Source organism: Algiphilus sp., from assembly GCF_965216485.1.
Classification (GTDB): Bacteria; Pseudomonadota; Gammaproteobacteria; order Nevskiales; family Nevskiaceae; genus Algiphilus.
Genome location: NZ_OZ244162.1, coordinates 2,368,918 through 2,385,206 on the forward strand (window position 1 = coordinate 2,368,918; position 16,289 = coordinate 2,385,206).

At 65.8% G+C, this 16,289-nt stretch carries 17 protein-coding genes; 7 read left to right on the forward strand and 10 right to left on the reverse strand.

All coding sequences use genetic code 11. The annotated features are described in order from the left end of the window. Positions 1-92 precede the first annotated feature (92 nt). Positions 93-521 carry a preQ(1) synthase gene (queF, locus tag ACOOFO_RS11050; RefSeq protein WP_420426826.1) on the forward strand — a complete coding sequence of 143 codons (429 nt, stop codon included), beginning with the start codon at positions 93-95 and terminating at the stop codon, positions 519-521. A 99-nt stretch (positions 522-620) separates the two neighbouring features. Then, positions 621-1,112: a DUF962 domain-containing protein gene (locus ACOOFO_RS11055; protein ID WP_420426827.1), complete on the forward strand. Its 492-nt coding sequence runs from the start codon at positions 621-623 to the stop codon at positions 1,110-1,112. Between the two features lie 28 nt (positions 1,113-1,140). On the opposite strand, the gene ACOOFO_RS11060 is transcribed toward ACOOFO_RS11055, so the two are convergent. Further along, positions 1,141-1,929 carry an HAD-IA family hydrolase gene (locus ACOOFO_RS11060; RefSeq protein ID WP_420426828.1) on the reverse strand — a complete coding sequence of 263 codons (789 nt, stop codon included), beginning with the start codon at positions 1,927-1,929 and terminating at the stop codon, positions 1,141-1,143. A 135-nt stretch (positions 1,930-2,064) separates the two neighbouring features. Here ACOOFO_RS11060 and gluQRS point away from each other — a divergent pair, with 135 nt between their 5' ends. Both gluQRS and phaR read left to right on the forward strand, forming a co-directional pair. Beyond that, on the forward strand, positions 2,065-2,994 hold the full coding sequence (gluQRS, locus tag ACOOFO_RS11065) for a tRNA glutamyl-Q(34) synthetase GluQRS (RefSeq protein WP_420426829.1): 930 nt from the start codon (positions 2,065-2,067) through the stop codon (positions 2,992-2,994). A 77-nt stretch (positions 2,995-3,071) separates the two neighbouring features. Continuing rightward, the gene (gene phaR, locus ACOOFO_RS11070; protein WP_420426830.1) at positions 3,072-3,581 is read left to right on the forward strand and encodes a polyhydroxyalkanoate synthesis repressor PhaR; all 510 of its coding nucleotides are present in this window, start codon (positions 3,072-3,074) and stop codon (positions 3,579-3,581) included. Positions 3,582-3,588: 7 nt separating this feature from the next. On the opposite strand, the gene kdsB is transcribed toward phaR, so the two are convergent. Genes kdsB through msbA form a run of 4 tightly spaced genes read right to left on the reverse strand, consistent with a single transcriptional unit; the run spans position 3,589 to position 7,398 of the window. Next, a complete protein-coding gene (gene kdsB / locus ACOOFO_RS11075; RefSeq protein WP_420426831.1) occupies positions 3,589-4,356 on the reverse strand; it encodes a 3-deoxy-manno-octulosonate cytidylyltransferase in 768 nt (255 codons plus the stop codon). Positions 4,357-4,359: 3 nt separating this feature from the next. Further along, entirely contained in the window at positions 4,360-4,551 is a 192-nt protein-coding gene (locus tag ACOOFO_RS11080; RefSeq protein ID WP_420426832.1) for a Trm112 family protein, read from the reverse strand. Between the two features lie 22 nt (positions 4,552-4,573). Continuing rightward, positions 4,574-5,602, reverse strand: a complete 1,029-nt coding sequence (gene lpxK, locus ACOOFO_RS11085) for a tetraacyldisaccharide 4'-kinase (RefSeq protein ID WP_420426833.1) — start codon at positions 5,600-5,602, stop codon at positions 4,574-4,576. Next, positions 5,599-7,398, reverse strand: coding sequence for a lipid A export permease/ATP-binding protein MsbA (gene msbA / locus ACOOFO_RS11090; protein ID WP_420426834.1), 1,800 nt, complete (start codon positions 7,396-7,398; stop codon positions 5,599-5,601). Before msbA ends, lpxK begins: the two co-directional genes overlap by 4 nt. Positions 7,399-7,497: 99 nt before the next feature. On the opposite strand from msbA, the gene ACOOFO_RS11095 reads away from it, so the two are divergent. The 3 genes from ACOOFO_RS11095 (at position 7,498) to ACOOFO_RS11105 (ending at position 10,399) form a co-directional block, all read left to right on the forward strand. Continuing rightward, positions 7,498-7,854: a histidine triad nucleotide-binding protein gene (locus ACOOFO_RS11095; RefSeq protein WP_420426835.1), complete on the forward strand. Its 357-nt coding sequence runs from the start codon at positions 7,498-7,500 to the stop codon at positions 7,852-7,854. A 128-nt stretch (positions 7,855-7,982) separates the two neighbouring features. Beyond that, positions 7,983-9,659 (forward strand): CehA/McbA family metallohydrolase, encoded by a 1,677-nt coding sequence (locus tag ACOOFO_RS11100; protein WP_420426836.1) that lies wholly within the window; start codon positions 7,983-7,985, stop codon positions 9,657-9,659. A gap of 26 nt (positions 9,660-9,685) precedes the next feature. After that, on the forward strand, positions 9,686-10,399 hold the full coding sequence (locus ACOOFO_RS11105; RefSeq protein WP_420426837.1) for a uracil-DNA glycosylase family protein: 714 nt from the start codon (positions 9,686-9,688) through the stop codon (positions 10,397-10,399). 45 nt (positions 10,400-10,444) lie between these two features. Here the strand turns inward: ACOOFO_RS11105 and ACOOFO_RS11110 are convergent, their stop codons facing one another. From ACOOFO_RS11110 to gltX, 5 genes are all read right to left on the reverse strand, one after another. After that, on the reverse strand, positions 10,445-10,945 hold the full coding sequence (locus tag ACOOFO_RS11110; RefSeq protein ID WP_420426838.1) for a DUF1499 domain-containing protein: 501 nt from the start codon (positions 10,943-10,945) through the stop codon (positions 10,445-10,447). 10 nt (positions 10,946-10,955) lie between these two features. Next, entirely contained in the window at positions 10,956-11,765 is an 810-nt protein-coding gene (locus tag ACOOFO_RS11115) for a M23 family metallopeptidase (RefSeq protein WP_420426839.1), read from the reverse strand. A gap of 72 nt (positions 11,766-11,837) precedes the next feature. Then, positions 11,838-12,911 carry a calcium/sodium antiporter gene (locus ACOOFO_RS11120; protein WP_420426840.1) on the reverse strand — a complete coding sequence of 358 codons (1,074 nt, stop codon included), beginning with the start codon at positions 12,909-12,911 and terminating at the stop codon, positions 11,838-11,840. A 5-nt stretch (positions 12,912-12,916) separates the two neighbouring features. After that, positions 12,917-14,845 carry a threonine--tRNA ligase gene (gene thrS, locus ACOOFO_RS11125; RefSeq protein ID WP_420426841.1) on the reverse strand — a complete coding sequence of 643 codons (1,929 nt, stop codon included), beginning with the start codon at positions 14,843-14,845 and terminating at the stop codon, positions 12,917-12,919. Further along, positions 14,842-16,272 (reverse strand): glutamate--tRNA ligase, encoded by a 1,431-nt coding sequence (gltX, locus tag ACOOFO_RS11130; RefSeq protein WP_420426842.1) that lies wholly within the window; start codon positions 16,270-16,272, stop codon positions 14,842-14,844. Before gltX ends, thrS begins: the two co-directional genes overlap by 4 nt. Positions 16,273-16,289 lie beyond the last annotated feature (17 nt).

Sequence of the window (16,289 nt, forward strand, 5' to 3'; positions counted from 1 at the left end):
CCGGGGCAGTGCCTCCGGCGACCTTGTAACCCTAGTTTAAGATATTGCGACGATGGCCCCTGATTGGCGGCCCCGCATCTACGGGATCGAATATGACCACGCGCCCCACCCGCGAGCTGGAAACCTTTGACAACCCCCGCCCCGAGCGCGATTTCTGTGTGCGCATGCGGATCCCCGAGTTCACCTGCCTGTGCCCGAAGACGGGCCAGCCGGATTTCGGCACGCTCTACCTGGAATACATCCCGGACCGCCTATGCGTGGAGCTGAAGGCGCTGAAGCTGTATGTCTGGTCCTTCCGCGACGAAGGGCACTTCCACGAGGCCGTGACCAACATGATCCTGGATGATCTCGTCGCGGCGGTCTCTCCCCGATTCATGCGCCTGACGGCGGTGTTCAACGTGCGCGGCGGTGTGTACACCCACGTTTCCGGGGAACACAAGGCCGAAGGCTGGCAGGGCGCGCTGCCGCCGCCCGCCTGGCACGTCGACCCCACCGGGGCCGGCATGACGCCCGGCGTGTGACATCCATTCGTCATATGCACTTAAGCAAAATCAACGACTGACGACGCCGCGAATCGCGTCCTAGCATGCCGGCATCCACTGCTGTTGCAGGAGCATTCGATGCAGACGCTTGAACAATATCTCGACGAATACGGCCAGAGTCACCGCAACCCGCTGAACCAGAAGATCCACTTCGTGTGTGTGCCGCTGATCTTCGTGGCCACGCTGGGTCTGGCTTGGTGTCTGCCCGTGGGCGCGTGGCTCGGACTGGAATCGCCACTGGCGTACTGGGTCAACGGCGCCACCATTGGCGGCGCCATCGCCTCGATCTTCTATTTCGTGATGGGGTTGAAGCCGACGTTGGTCATCACCGGCTGGTTTGCCGCCAGTGTGGCCATCATCGTCGGCATCGACCAAAGCGCACTGTCCTTGCTGTGGACCAGCGTCGTGGTCTGGGTGGCGGCCTGGATCGCACAGTTCTATGGGCACAAGGTGGAAGGCGCCAAACCTTCCTTCGCCAAGGACATGCTCTTCCTGCTGGTCGGACCGCTCTTCGTGGTGGACGAACTCAGCGGTGGCTTCTTCGGCGGCAGCAACACCGCCCATTCCTAAGGCTGCCTGATTCCAGTCTTCGGGCGCGTCACGCCTCCCCGGCGTGGCGCGCCTGCACGGCGCGCAGATCCTCCAGCGTCACCCAGGCGCCATTCTTCAACGGCGGATTGGCCGAGGTCGTGGGGGCATCGGGCTCACCCAGACTGTCGACGATGAGTTCGGCCCCCGAGAAATCCTCGTCGCGCGTGGTCGCATTGAGCGTGACCACCGTAGCCATGTTGGCAGTCAGCGCGGCGCTCAGGCCAAGGTGCGAGTCTTCCACGGCCACCGCTTCCAGCGGGTCCACCGCCAGCCTGCGAAGCGCTTCCACATAAAGGTCCGGCTCCGGCTTCTTGGCAAAGCCCTCATCGCCGCACAGCACCAGATCAAGCTTGTCCTGCAGCGCGCTGCCGATACTGTGCTCGAGCACGGCAGCCACCGTCGCGCGACTGGCGTTGCTGACGATGGCGAGCTGGATACCCACCGCGCCGGCCTCGTTGAGTAGCCGTGCCACTCCGGCGCGCAGAGGCACCTCTCCGTCGCGTACCAGCGCATGAAAATGCGCCGCTTTGCGCGCGTGCAGATCCTGAATCAGCGCCTCGGGGTCTTCGGGATCGACTTCGGTGTCCTCCGGCCACTCGGGCTGATAGGTCGAGAGAAAGTGCCGCAGACGGTCGCGGCCACCGCCCGGATGGCGCAGCAGATCGCGATAGAGTTTGGGGCCCCAGCGCCACGACAATCCGGCTTCGCGGAAGGCCCGGTTGTAGGCAGGGCGGTGGCCGAGGCGCTCGGTATCGGCGAGCGTGCCGTCAAGATCGAAACAGATTGCACGCAGCACGGCGGGTCAGTCCGGCGGCGACCGTCTGAAGGCGGCCGGGAACGGGTTTTCAACGCTTGCCGTGCAAGTCTTCATCTCCCGGATAAGCTTATCACTGTGCATGCCTGATTCGGCAGGGGACCCTTCCAAGGAATCATGACGACGTCGCCACGCTATCGCGGCCGCTTCGCGCCCACGCCTTCCGGCCCGCTGCATCTGGGATCGCTGCTCACCGCGGTACTGAGCTGGCTCGACGCGCGCGCGCACGATGGCGACTGGTATCTGCGGATCGATGACCTCGACACGGCGCGCTGCAGCCCGCAGCACACGCAGACAATCTTGCAGCAATTGCAGGCGCACGGGCTGCATTGGGACGGGGCGGTGCACTACCAATCGCACGCCCTCGATAGCTACAAAGACGCCCTGCAGCAATTGTGCGCGGCCGGTCATTGCTTCGCCTGCGTGTGCACGCGCAAGACGCTGCGCGAGAGCGCACGCGCCGGTGCCTTCGGGCCGGTCTACCCCGGCACCTGCCGCGCAAGGACGGTGTCATCCCTGATGCAGGCGCCGGAGCGGACGGCCATTCGCATGCGCGTGCCAGAGGGAACTACGCGCGTGGAGGACGATTGGCGCGGCGCCCAGTGCTACGACTGGCAGCAGGACATCGGCGACATCATCCTCAGACGCCGCGATGGCATCTACGGCTATGCCCTGGCCTGCGCGGTGGACGAAGCGCGCATGGGCATCACCCATGTGGTGCGGGGCGCCGATCTGCTTGCGGCCACGCCCGTGCATTGGCATGTCATGCGATGCCTGGGTTGGAGGACACCCCGCAGCCGGCATGGTCCAGTGGTGCTGCGCCCCGATGGCGCGAAGCTGTCCAAGCAGAACCACGCGCGCCCCATCGAAAGCGAAGGCGCCATCGCCAACCTGCAGCGCTGCCTGAGCTGGCTGGGCATGCCGCGCCATATCATTCAGGAGACGCGCTCGCCGGAGGCCTTGCTGCAGGCTGCAGTGGCCCGCTGGAAGACGCTTCAGACGACCACGTTTTTGCACGCCGATGTCTGTACCGATGCTGCGGATTGAACACATCACCCTATGGGATGCGTTTTCCGCACAGCGCTCTATAATGCGCTGCAACAATCCCTGCAAGAACGATCCTCATGAGTGAAGCGCGCATCATCAAGAAATACCCGAATCGGCGCCTTTACGACACGGCCATCAGCCGGTACATCACGCTGGAGGAAGTGCGTCAGCTGGTACTGGACAACCGTTCGTTCCAGGTTATCGACAAGCGGACCCACGAGGACATCACGCGCTCGATCCTGCTGCAGGTGATCTCCGAGCAGGAACAGGGCGGCGACCCGATCTTCCAGACTGACCTGCTCAAGCACATCATCCGCTTCTACGGCGACCCCATGCAGGGCACCATCAGCCGCTACCTGGAACTCTCGATGCAGATGTTCCTGGAGAAGCAGCAACACTTCGCGGATCAATTGCGCGGCATGCTCGGCCGTGCCGAGCAGCCTTTCTATCAGCTGCGCGAATTGGCCGAGGAGCACGTGCCAATCTGGCGCACGGTGCGGCGCGAGTTCCTGAAGAATCTCGGCCGGGAAAATGAAGGCAAGATGCTGGCGCGGGGCAGCAGCAAGCGCGAGCAGAACGACAGCTAGGTCGACGTCAGCCGCCCTGGCCGTCGGGGCGCAGCAATACGCGGACAGCGTCCAGATCTTCCTGGGCGTCGACGCCACGGCCTGGCGCCTCATCCACGATGGCCACGGTCAGGCGCATGCCCTGCTCCAGCGCGCGCAGCTGCTCGAGCGATTCGCACTGCTCGAGATTGCCGGGCTGCAAACTGGCAAAGCGCCGCAACGCGGCGACGCGGTAGCCGTACAGGCCGATATGCCGCAGCGACCCCTTCGGCAAGGTCTGCTCGTCGCCGTCGCGTGGAAAAGGGATGCGCGCGCGCGAAAAATAGAGCGCTCGACCGCGCACATCGCAAACCACCTTGACGACATTGGGGCGGACGAAATCCTCCACCGCCGCGATGCGGTGCGCGCAGGTCGCGATCTCCGCCTCGGGATCCTCCGCCAGCCGTCGCGCGCAGGCCGCAATGACGGAGGCCGGCATCAGCGGCTCGTCGCCCTGGAGATTGACCACCAGTCGCTTGTCGTCCCACTGACGGGCGGTGGCCACTTCGTGCACGCGGTCGGTGCCGCTGTGATGCAGCGGTGAGGTGAGCTGCACGTCGGCACCGATGGCGTGGCAGGCCTCGGCCACCCGCTCGGAGTCGGTGGCTACCACGATGTCGCGCGCACCGGCCTCGCGCGCACGGTCGACCACATGCGCAATCAGGGGCTTGCCGTGAATGTCGGCCAGCACCTTGCCCGGCAGACGCGTGGAACCCAGCCGTGCCGGGATCACGACATCGAAGGTCGGCTGCGCCATGGTTCAGTCCCGGATCTGCGCCAGCTCTTCGTCGCTCAACGGGCGCGCGTCCTCCTCCAGCATGACCGGAATGCCGTCGCGCACCGGATAAGCCAGGCGGGCGGCGCGCGACCACAGCTCCTGATCACCCTCGCGCCACACCAGACTGGCGCCAGTCACCGGACACACCAGAATATCGAGCAGTTGCTTGTCCATGCTGCACACCTCGGAAAATGAATCAGGAAGACGCTGCCGCGCGCTCGGCAACACGCCGAATGAGCGTGTCGAGACGGGCTGCACCGGCGTCGCGCCAGCGCAATGTTACGGGCACCGCATAGCACTGCGCGCGACCAGGGGGCGCAAGTTTGACCGCGTCCTTCTCGGTCATCAATAACGGAGCCTGCTCGGCCAGCGCCAGAATGGCCTCGGGGACTGCTTCGTGATCGCCCAGCGGATGGTCTTCGATGTCCAGGCCCAGGCCGCGCAGAGCGTCGAAAAAGCGCGCCGGATGGGCAATGCCGGCGGTGGCAAAGACGCGCCCGCCGCGGAAATCGGTCAGCGGTCGGGCATGGCCGTCCCTCAGGTGGACCGCCTGATCCAGCGACAGCTCGCAATGCAGTGCATCCCAGGTACGCGCCAGGGCTTCGCCGGCCGCACCTCCACCGTTGACGACGACCAGATCGCAATGCGCCAGGCGTGCCTCGGGCTCGCGCAACGGACCCGCCGGCAGGCGCCAGCCATTGCCCAGGCCACGACTGCCGTCCACCACGCAGATTTCGGCAGTGCGCGGCATGCGGTAGTGCTGCAGACCGTCATCAGCGATGACCACGTCCAGATCGTGTACCGCTGCGAGCGTGCGCACGGCCTGGCTGCGATCACGCGAGACGCAGACCGGTGCACCGGTGCGCCGCGCGATCAGGATGGGCTCGTCGCCCACGGTGCGCGCACTGGTGGTGCTGTCCACCTGCAGCGGAGCGCGCACCCGCGCGCCATAGCCACGGCTGACAACACCCACGCGCAGCCCCATGGCCTGCGCCGCCTCGACCAGTGCAATCGTTACCGGTGTCTTGCCCGCGCCCCCGCTGGTCAGGTTGCCGACCACGATGACCGGCAGTGGCAGCGATGCGGCCTCGGCGCGATGACGCTGCGCGCGCTGGTCCGCGACACGCCCGTACAGCCGCGAGAGCGGCCGCAGCCAGAGCGGTGGCGGCTGCTCGCTATACCAGCGCGCGTTGAGGGCGCCCTCGATCCGCGCGCGCAGTGTCACCTGGTACCGCCCTCGGTGACATCATCCTGCGCCTCGCTTTCCTCCCGGAATTGCATGGCGTGCAGGCCGGCGTAGATACCATCGCGGGCGAGCAGCTCCTCGTGCGTGCCCACCTCGCAGATCCGGCCCTGGCTCATGGCCACGATCAGGTCGGCATCCCGCACTGTGGACAGCCGGTGCGCAATCACCAGCGTGGTGCGGTCGCGCATCAGGCGCTCCAGCGCGCCCTGGATGTAGCGCTCCGATTCGGTGTCCAGCGCCGAGGTGGCCTCGTCGAGCAGGAGCAGCGGCGCATTCTTGAGCAGGGCACGGGCAATCGCGAGGCGCTGACGCTGGCCGCCCGAAAGCAGTACGCCATTGCTGCCCACCGGGGTATCGAGGCCCTGCGGCAGGCGCTCGATGAATTCCCAGGCGTAGGCATCCTCTGCGGCGGCGCGAATCTCGGCGTGGCTCGGGGGCGGGTCCATGCCGTAGGCGATGTTGTCGGCGATGGAGGCGTTGAACAGCCGCACCTGCTGATCGACCATGGCCATCTGCCGGCGCAGGGCATCGCGGCGATAGTCGCGCAGGTCCCGCCCGTCGAGTTCGATGCTCCCCGAGGCCGGCTCGTAGAAGCGCGGCAGCAGCGACAGCAAGGTGGACTTGCCCGAGCCGGAACGGCCCACGAAGGCCACGGTCGCGCCCGCCGGAATCTCGAGGTCGATGTCCTGCAGCACCATCTCCTCGTGATCCGGGTAGTGAAAGCTGACCTGCTTGAATCGCAGCGCACCCTTGACCCGGCCGGGATCGATGCCGCCTTCGTCGATCTCCCGCTCGGCTTCGAGCATGCCGAAGATTTCCTGCGAGGCCGCAATGCCCTGCTGGATCTTTTCGTTGACGCGGGTCAGCGCCTTGATCGGGTTCATCAGCGACAGCATCGCGCCGAGATAGGCCACGAAGGTGCCCGGGGACAGCGACTCGATCATCTCCGGCGTGGTGGCGTAGTAGATGATTGCCGACAACGCGAAGGCGGCCAGCACCTGAATCAGACTGGTGCTCATCGCGCGCGTGGCGGCGAGCTTGATGGCAAGGCTGCGGTTCTGGCGGTTGGCGGTAAGGAAGTGCTTGCGCTCGAATTCCTCGCCGCCATAGATCTTCATCGTGCGCTGACCCTGGATGACCTCTTCCGCCACGTGGTTCAGGCCGCCCACCGAATTCTGGATGCGCGTCGAGATGCGCCGGAAGCGCTTGGTGACGTAGTTGATGATCACCGCGACGATGGGGGCGATCACCAAGGTGAACAGCGTCAGACGCCATTCCAGATACAGCATCAGGCCGAGCAGGCCGATGACGGTCAGCCCCTCCTTGATGATCGCGGTAAACGCCGTGCTGATCGACTCCGCCACCTGCTCGACGTGGTAAGTCAGCCGGGTCAAAAGCTGTCCGGGGCTGTTGTGGTCGTAGAAGCGCACCGGCAGGCGGATGAGATGGTCGAACAGATCCTGGCGCAGATCACGGATCACGCCGCGGGCAACATAGGCCATGCCGTAGACCGAGCCGAAATTGGACACACCGCGCAGCAGGAAGAGGCCGATGATGGCCAGCGGAATCCACATCACCTCGGAGCGGTTCTTGGCCACGAAGCTCTCGTCCAGCAGCGGCTTCATCATGCTGATGAAGCTGACATTGGAGGCAGCAAAGAGCGCCATGGCCAGAATCGCCAGCGCAAAGGGCACGACCAAGGGACGGAGATAACCGAGCAGCCGACGGTAGGCTTCGCCCGGTTCGATCGGCTTGATGCTGGCGGATTGCGACATGAATCGGAGTCGTGCGGAAAGACTCGGTATGGTAACGCCTCGGGCTGGCCCGAAAGCCTCGCCCACCCGCCTGCCTCCAGAAAACCATCAGCGATCACCATGTCCGAAGCCAGCGAGGGCAAGACCCTCTTCCAGAAGATCATCGACCGCGACATCCCCGGCACCATCGTCTATGAAGACGACCACTGCGCCGCCTTCCGCGACATCAACCCCGGGGCGCCGACGCATATCCTGGTCGTGCCGCGCAAGCCGATCCCGCGCCTGGTGGACGCCAGCGACGACGATCAGGCCCTGCTCGGGCACCTGATGCGCACGGCGGCCAAGGTGGCCCAGGACGAAGGCGTGGGCGACGCCTTCCGCCTCGTGATCAACAACGGCGCCGATGTCGGCCAGACGGTCTTCCATCTGCATCTGCACGTGCTGGCCGGCCGCGAGTTCCAGTGGCCGCCGGGCTGAATGGCCCCGACACCCGCCCACCCAAGCCGCTGGGCGAACTTCGCGGCGCCCAGTGCGGGCGTCACCATCGGTAGCGCAACGCGCGGGCGCTCCATCGCATCGCCATATGCCGCTGCGATACTCCGCGGATGACGCTCCTCGACGCCCTATCGCGCCTCATTCGGGCACTGCCCCTCGTGCTGCCCTGCCTGGCGCTGCTCGCCTGCGGTAGCAGCAGCGCCCCGGCTCCCGCCCCTTTCGAGCCACAGACCGACGCGCTGTGCGAACCGGAAGGCGAGACGCTGGTGTTCACCGGCACCGTGGCGCGCAGCGATGCCAAGCAGTACCGCATGCAGCCCTTCGATGTCGCGCCCGGCACCACGCGCATCGAACTGGCCTATGGCTGGCAGGAAAGCGCCGGCCTGCCGGCCACGCCGCTCACTGGCACTACGCTGGATCTGGGCCTGTACGACCAACGCGGCGTCCGCGATGGCTTCCGGGGCTGGAGCGGCTCGCGTCAGGGCCGACTGGATCAGGGCCAGCCGCCCGTCTTCATCCAGGCCGATGCCGCCGAGCGCGGCTACATGCCCGGCCCCATCGAAGCCGGACTGTGGTTTGCAGAACTGGGCGTGGCGACGGTGTCGCCGCAGGGCGCCGAATGGCGGCTCGAGATCCGCTGCAGTGGATCGCCGACTGCTGGCCGCAACGCCCCCGACCCGGTGGACGCCACCCACGTCGCACGCAGCGCGCCGGGCTGGTATCACGGCGACCTGCACATGCACGCCTTCCACTCGCAGCCCAACGGGCCGTCCTGGGAGGAATTCATCGCCCAGTCGCGCGCCGCCAAGCTCGACTTCCTGATGGTGACCGAATACGTCACCGGCCAGCACTGGAAGACGCTGGGCGCGGTCGCGCGGGCCCACCCCGATTTGCTCATCGTGCCCGGCCGCGAAATCATCACCTATTACGGCCACGCCAACACCCACGGCGAGACGCCCGGTCTTTACGAATATCGCCAGGGCTTTGAAGACGTCAGTCTGGGTGACATCCAGAAGAAGGCACGGGCCATGGGCGCACTGTTCCAGATCAGTCACCCCACCTTCTTCCCGCCGCCGCTGTTCGAGAACCTCTGCCGCGGCTGCTATTTCGAGCTGGGCGACGAGATCGATTGGGACGCGGTGGATACCCTCGAGGTGCTGACCGGACCGGTGATCACCCAGGCCGCGGATGCCGGGCTGCCATTACCCCTGCCAGTAGGCATCGAGAATCCCTTCATGCAGAGCGCCATCGATCTGTGGGAAGAGAAGCTGCTCGCCGGCCACCGCATTACCGCCGTGTCGGGCTCGGATTCCAAGGGCGTGGAAGCCGAGGCGGAGCGCGGTCGCGTCGGCTACGGCAGTTCCGCCACCGCTGTGCAACTCGACGCGCTCAGCCGCGACGCGCTGTTCGAGGCGCTGCGCGCCGGCCGCGCCTACATCCGCACGCGCGGCGTCGACAGCAGCCCCGAACTGCGCATGACCGCGACAGCGGACAACCAGAGCGTCACCTTCGGGGGCACGCTGCCCTCGGCAAGCGCGACGCTGCGTACCGAAGTCATAGGCGGCCAGGGCCAGCAGCTCCGCTATTTCGCCAATGGCAGGCTGATGCGCATCGTCGCCGTCAGCAGTGATCCCTTCGTGCACGAGATCACGATCAGCGATCTTCCCGATGCAGGGCCACTGGGCACCTTCTGGCGGGTGGAGACGGCCGATCTGCGCGCGCGCACCACCATCGGCAATCCGGTCTTTCTGCAACCGAGGGCGGACGGCGCCGATCCGCCACAATAGGCGGCTCGCCCGATCCTGCACGCCGCATGAAGCTGCTTGATATCAGTCGCGCCCTGAGCGCGTCGGTTTCCACCCTGCGTTTTGGCGACCCGGTCGCCTGCATCTACAACCCGTTGGACTATGCCGGCGCCCCACACGCACAGTATCTGCAGCGCTTCGGCACGCCGCCGCGCGAGATTCTTCTGCTGGGCATGAATCCCGGGCCCTTTGGCATGGCGCAGACCGGCGTACCCTTCGGCGATGTATCCATCGTGCGCGACTGGATGGGTATCGAAGCACCGGTCGCCCAGCCCGAGCATCCGCATCCAAAGCGGCCCATTCAAGGCTTTGCCTGTACCCGTTCCGAGGTCAGCGGCAGCCGACTGTGGGGCTGGGCACGCGACCGCTTTGGCAGTGCCGAGGCCTTCTTCGCGCGCTTCTTTGTGGCGAATTACTGCCCACTGGTCTTCATGGAGGAAAGCGGCCGCAATCGCACACCGGACAAGCTGGCCAGGGAAGAACGCGACGCGCTCTACGCCGTCTGTGACGAAGCGCTGCGTGCCACCGTGGACCACCTTCAGCCGGACTACGTCATCGGCGTGGGGGGCTTCGCCCGCCAGCGCGCCGAAAAGGCTTTGGTTGGCTACACCGGACGCATTGGCACCATCCTCCACCCCAGCCCGGCCAGCCCACTCGCCAATCGCGGCTGGGCGCAGGCAGTCGAGGCGCAGTTCGCCGACGAGCTCGGGATCACGCTGTAGCACGGGCGCCCGAGCGCGTTTGCGCTACCGCGTAGAGAAGACACGCTAGGGGCAGTCGTTGACGGCCGCGAATCGCGCGCGCAGGTCCTCGACCCGCTCGCGGTTGACGCCGAAGTCGCGATAGCCGATGCGGGAGACCGAGCGCACATCGATGGTGCCGTCGTCGCGTACCAGTAACTCCAGGTCATCGCGATAGCGCATGGTGGGGGTCACGAAGACGGCGTGCAGGTAGTTGTCCTCGCCTTCCAGCGCCTGGAACCCGGGCGTCGCCTGCAGGGCCGTGGCCAGCGTCGAGGGGACAGCCTCCGCCTCACCGCAGTACTGCAGCGGCGCGATGGCATGCACTTCATCCGTATCGACTGAGGAAACGCAACTGGGCCGGTCCGGACAGGTCGGGAAGGTGCCCGTGACGGCGTAGCGGTCGGCGGGCGGCGTCAGGCTCTTGTACACCGCCCAGGCGACGGCCAGGCCAACGACGAGAATGAATATCCACGCCACCAACGCGAGTCGGCCGATGCCGTGCTGCAGGGTCGATTCCTTGTGCATATGCTGCCTCCTAGGGTTGTGCGTCGGGGAGCAACAGGGCCGGGTCCAGTCGCTTGTCGAACCAGTTGTAGCGGAAGCACAGATGGGCTCCGGTCACGCGCCCGGTGGCTCCGACCGCGCCGATCACCGCGCCCTGCTCCACCCGATCCCCCACGGCAACATCGAGCCGGGACATGTGCAGATAGGTGCTGCTGACCCCCATGCCGTGATCGATGATGACCGTGCCTCCCGTGTAATACAGATCCGTATCTGCCAGTCGCACGATACCAGCGGCGCTGGCGCGGATGGGCCGCCCGGTCTCGGCGGCGATGTCGAGACCATAATGCGGTTGGCGCGGCTTGCCGTTGAGGATGCGCTGGCTGCCGTAGACGCTGGTGATGCGCCCGCTCACCGGCCAGATGAAGCCCTCGAAGATGCCCATGGCAGGGCTTTGGTGGGCGCGCGCCGCCTTGACGCGATCCGCCTCCGCGACGATGCGGTCAATGACCGCCTGCGGTGGTGACACCATGCTGCTGGGAAGTCCGTCGATGCGCTGGATGTCGTACTCCCGCTGCGTGACAGGAAAGACGCGCTCGCCCGCCTGGCCGTCCGGCATTTCCCAACGCAGCGTCACGGTATCGGGGTCGTCGCGATGAAAGCCCGTGACAAAGCGCCCCGAGGCATCCACGGGTAGCGCTTCTCCGTCCCGAAAGACGCGTGCACCGGGCGCGACCTGACCGATCAGGAGTCCGCCCTGCTGCAGGCGAGTTCCCGGCAGTAGATTGATGCTCGGCGCATCGCTTTCCGCGGTCGATACGACGGGCGCCAGCGTCAAGGCCATTACGGCCGCCAGTGCAAGGCACCGGACGCACTGAAGGAGGCCCAGCGCGTTGACAGTCCGCCTCACCGTGCTTCAGCCCGCCGCACTCGGGCGCCGTTGCATCCACGCCGTAATCGACTGCACCAGCACGATGGCAGCGGCCACCACGCCGCACAGCGTCCAGATGTCCTGTGAGGAGAAGATCTGCCCGCGCGCGAGCAGAATCAGGACCACGATGTAGGTCGTGAGCAGGGCCAGCATCATGGCGCCGTCCAGCCGCGACAGCTCATAGCCAATCAGGAACATCGGAACGCACAGCAACGAGACCGCGACCATCACCGGCATGTCGAGCTGGACCGCCTGGGCCGAAATGGCCAGACCGCCGGGGGCGACCAGCGCGGTGATGCCGAGCACCGAGAGCAGGTTGAACAGATTGCTGCCGACGATATTGCCGACGGCAATATCGCGCTCGCCCTTGAGGGCGGCCACCACTGAGGTGGCCAGCTCGGGCAGCGAGGTTCCCAGCGAGACGATGGTGAGGCCGATCACCAGTTCCGAGACGCCCAGCGCACGGGCGAGCTGGACGGCCCCCTGCACCAGCCAGTCGGCCGCGATGACCAGGCCAATGATGCCGCCGATCAGGCTGATCAGATCGATCCACAGCGCGCGCGGCGGCTTCTCCGCGGCCTCCATGGCTTCCGGATCGAGTTCCACGTCGGCGCGGCCACTGCGTACGGCGATATACAGCCAGCTCAGATAGGCGACCAGAATGGTGGCAAGCACTGCACCGTCGGCGGTCGACAGCCGAAGGTCACTGGCCATCCACCAGACCAGCAGCGAGACCGCGATCATGAGCGGCACATCGCGCTGCATGAGATGACGATGCACCGCCAAGGGCAGCACCAGCGCCGAAAGCCCGAGGATCAGCAGCACATTGAAGATATTGCTGCCCACGATATTGCCCACGGCGATGTCGGCGGAATCACTCAAACCGGCACGCAGCGATACGGCCAGCTCCGGGGCGCTGGTGCCGAAGGCGACCATGGTCAGACCAATGACGATGGCTGGAATGCCCAGGCGCAGCCCGAGCCGCGCCGCCCCGTCAACCAGATAGTGCGCCGCCACCACCAGTCCCACCAAGCCGCCGCCGATGAGGAGCCAGGTCATGGCGATCAGGCCTCCGACGGCGGCAAGGATTCCTGCTTCAGAATCTCGATGGCGTCATCCAGGCTGAGCACCTGCTGATCCTTGCTGCCCAGACGGCGCAAGGCGACCGTCCCCTCTTCGGCCTCGCGCCGGCCGACCACGGCCATGGCGGGCACCTTGGCCAGTGAGGACTCACGCACCTTGAGATTGATCTTCTCGTTGCGCACATCGGTCTCGGCACGGATGCCGGCCCGCTGCATGCGTTCGCAGACCGAACGTGCGTAGTCGTCGGCGTCCGAGACGATGGTCGCCACCTGCACCTGCACCGGCGCCAGCCAGCTGGGCAAGGTACCGGCGTGATGCTCGATAAGGATGCCGAAGAAGCGCTCCAGCGAACCGAACATGGCGCGGTGGATCATGATGGGTGTGTGCTTGGCGCTGTCCTCGCCGACGTACTCCGCATCCAGCCGTCCGGGCAGATTGAAGTCGAGCTGCAGGGTGCCGCACTGCCAGTCGCGGCCGATGGCGTCGCGCAGCACGAATTCCAGCTTGGGGCCATAGAAGGCGCCCTCGCCTTCAAACACGGTGTATTCGAGGCCGAGATCGCCGAGGGCGTTGGCCAGGGCGGATTCCGCCTGATCCCACAGCTCGTCGGCGCCGATGCGCTTCTCCGGCCGCGTCGACAGCTTGATGACGATGTTCTCGAAGCCGAAGTCCTTGTAGATCGCCAGCGTAAGCTGAGTGATGTTGATGCACTCAGCGTGCATCTGCTCGCGCGTGCAGAAGACGTGGGCGTCATCCTGAGTGAAGGAGCGCACACGCAACAGACCGTGCAGCGCGCCGCTGGGCTCGAAACGGTGCACCTTGCCGAATTCAGCCAGACGCAGCGGCAGTTCGCGGTAGGAACGCAGGCCCTGGTTGAACACGGCGACGTGGCCCGGGCAGTTCATCGGCTTGAGCGCCAGGATGCGGTCCTCGTCGCGCTCGGTGGTGAACATGTTCTCGCCGTAGTTCTCCCAGTGGCCGGAGCGCTTCCACAGCGAGAGATCCATCATGTCGGGCGTGTTCACTTCCTGATAGCCGGCACGCAGCTGCTGGCGGCGCATGTAGTCGATCAGGCCCTGGAAGACCGTCCAGCCCTTGGGGTGCCAGAACACCGAACCCGGCGCCTCTTCCTGGAAATGGAAGAGATCCAGCTGACGACCCAGCTTGCGGTGGTCGCGCTTCTCGGCTTCCTCCAGCATGCGCAGATGCGCCTTGAGCTGCTTGTCGTCGGCAAAAGCCAGGCCATAGATGCGCTGCAGCTGGGCGTTGTTCTTGTCGCCGCGCCAATAGGCTCCGGACAGCTTGGTCAGCTTGAAGGCCGTGCCCAAGCGCCCCGTCGACGGCAGATGTGGACCGGTGCAGAGGTCCTTCCACTGGTCGCCCTGGGTGTAAACGGTGATTTCCTCGTCCGGGTCGATGCCCTCGGCAATCCACTGCGCCTTGTAGCTTTCACCCAGCTCCTTGAAGTGGGCGATAGCCTCGTCGCGGTTCCAGACCTGCCGCTGGATGGGCAGATCGCGCTGCACTATGTCGCGCATGCGCTGTTCGATGGCTTCCAGATCGTCCTGCGAGAAGGGCTCATCGCGCACGAAATCGTAGTAGAAGCCGGTGTCGGTCGACGGCCCGAAAGTGATCTGCGTGCCGGGGAACAACTCCTGTACGGCCTGGGCCAGCACGTGCGCGGCGTCGTGGCGCAGCACCTCGACGCCCTCCGGACGATCCCGCGTGACGATGTCGATGCGCGCATCGTGCTCGATGGGCCGGGTCAGATCCCAGAGTTCGCCGTCGACATTGACCACCACCGCCTTCTTGGCAAGGCCGGGGCTGATGTTCTGCGCGATCTCGAGACCGGTGGGGGCATGGTCATAGGACTCGGTGCGCCCGTCAGGGAAGGTAATAGCAATGCTCATGATGCGGATTCGGTGGGTTGGGCGGCCAGCCAGGCAAGGGCTGCGTCCAGGCGCTCGAGGGTGGTATCACGACCCAGCAGCGCCAGGGTCTGATCGATGGGGGGCGTCACGGCGGCACCGGAGATCGCCACACGGATGGGCTGCGCGACCTTGCCCAGGCCGACCTCGTGGCTCGCCGCGACCGCATGCACCACCTCGTGCAGAGCTTCGGCCGCCCACGGGCCATCGACCAGGCGCAGGCGCACATCGGCGAGCACCTCCGCCGCCGGAGCCTTGAAATGCTTCTTGGCGTCCTTTTCCGCGTACTCCGCCGGTGGCTGGAAGAAGAAGGTCGACTTCTCGGCCATTTCCGCCATGCTGCGGCAGCGCTCGCGCTGGGCGTCGACGATCTCGGCGAGTCGCGGGTCGCCCTCAGCCTCGATACCAAGGCGGCGCAGGTGCCAGACCAGCTCAGGCACCAGCAGTTCCATCGGCGCCTGCTTGATGTACTGGTGATTCACCCACCAGGCCTTCTCCATGTCGAAGCGCGCCGGTGCGCTGGAGACATGATCGAAGTCGAAGTGCTGGACCATCTCGTCGCGGGTGAAGATCTCCTGATCGCCGTGGCTCCAGCCGAGCCGGACGAGGTAGTTCAGCAGGCCGTCGGGCAGGAAGCCCATGGCGCGATACTCGGTGACGCTGACCGCACCGTGGCGCTTGGACAGCTTGACGCCATCCGGCCCCAGGATCATCGGCACGTGCGCATAGGCCGGTGGCTCCGCGCCCAGGGCCTTGAGGATATTCACCTGCCGCGGCGTATTCGCCACGTGGTCGTTGCCGCGAATGACATGGCTGATGCCCATGTCCATGTCGTCGACCACCACGCACAGGTTGTAGGTCGGGCTGCCGTCGGCGCGAGCAATGATCAGATCGTCCAGCTCGTTGTTATCAAAGGCCATGCTGCCCTTGACCAGATCATTGACCACCACGGCGCCTTCCAGCGGATTGGCAAAGCGGATCACCGGGTCCACGCCGGCCGGCGGCTCGGGGAGCGTCTTGCCGGGCATTGGCCGCCAACGGCCGTCGTAGCGGGGTTTCTCCTTGCGCGCGCGCTGTTCTTCGCGCATGGCATCGAGCTCTTCCTTGGAGGCGTAGCAGCGGTAGGCCTTGCCTTCCGCCAGCAGCTGATCGATCACTTCGCGATAACGCGCGTCGCGGGCGGTCTGGTACACCGGCGCCTCGTCCGCCGCCAGGCCCAGCCATTCCAGCCCTTCGAGAATGGCCTGCACGGCTTCGGGTGTGGAGCGTTCGCGGTCGGTGTCCTCGATGCGCAGCACGTAGCGCCCATCTCGCCCGCGTGCGTACAGCCAGGAGAATAAAGCCGTGCGAACGCCGCCGATATGCAAGAAACCGGTCGGGCTGGGAGCGAAACGGGTGGTTACGGACATGACAGGCGCGAACTCAA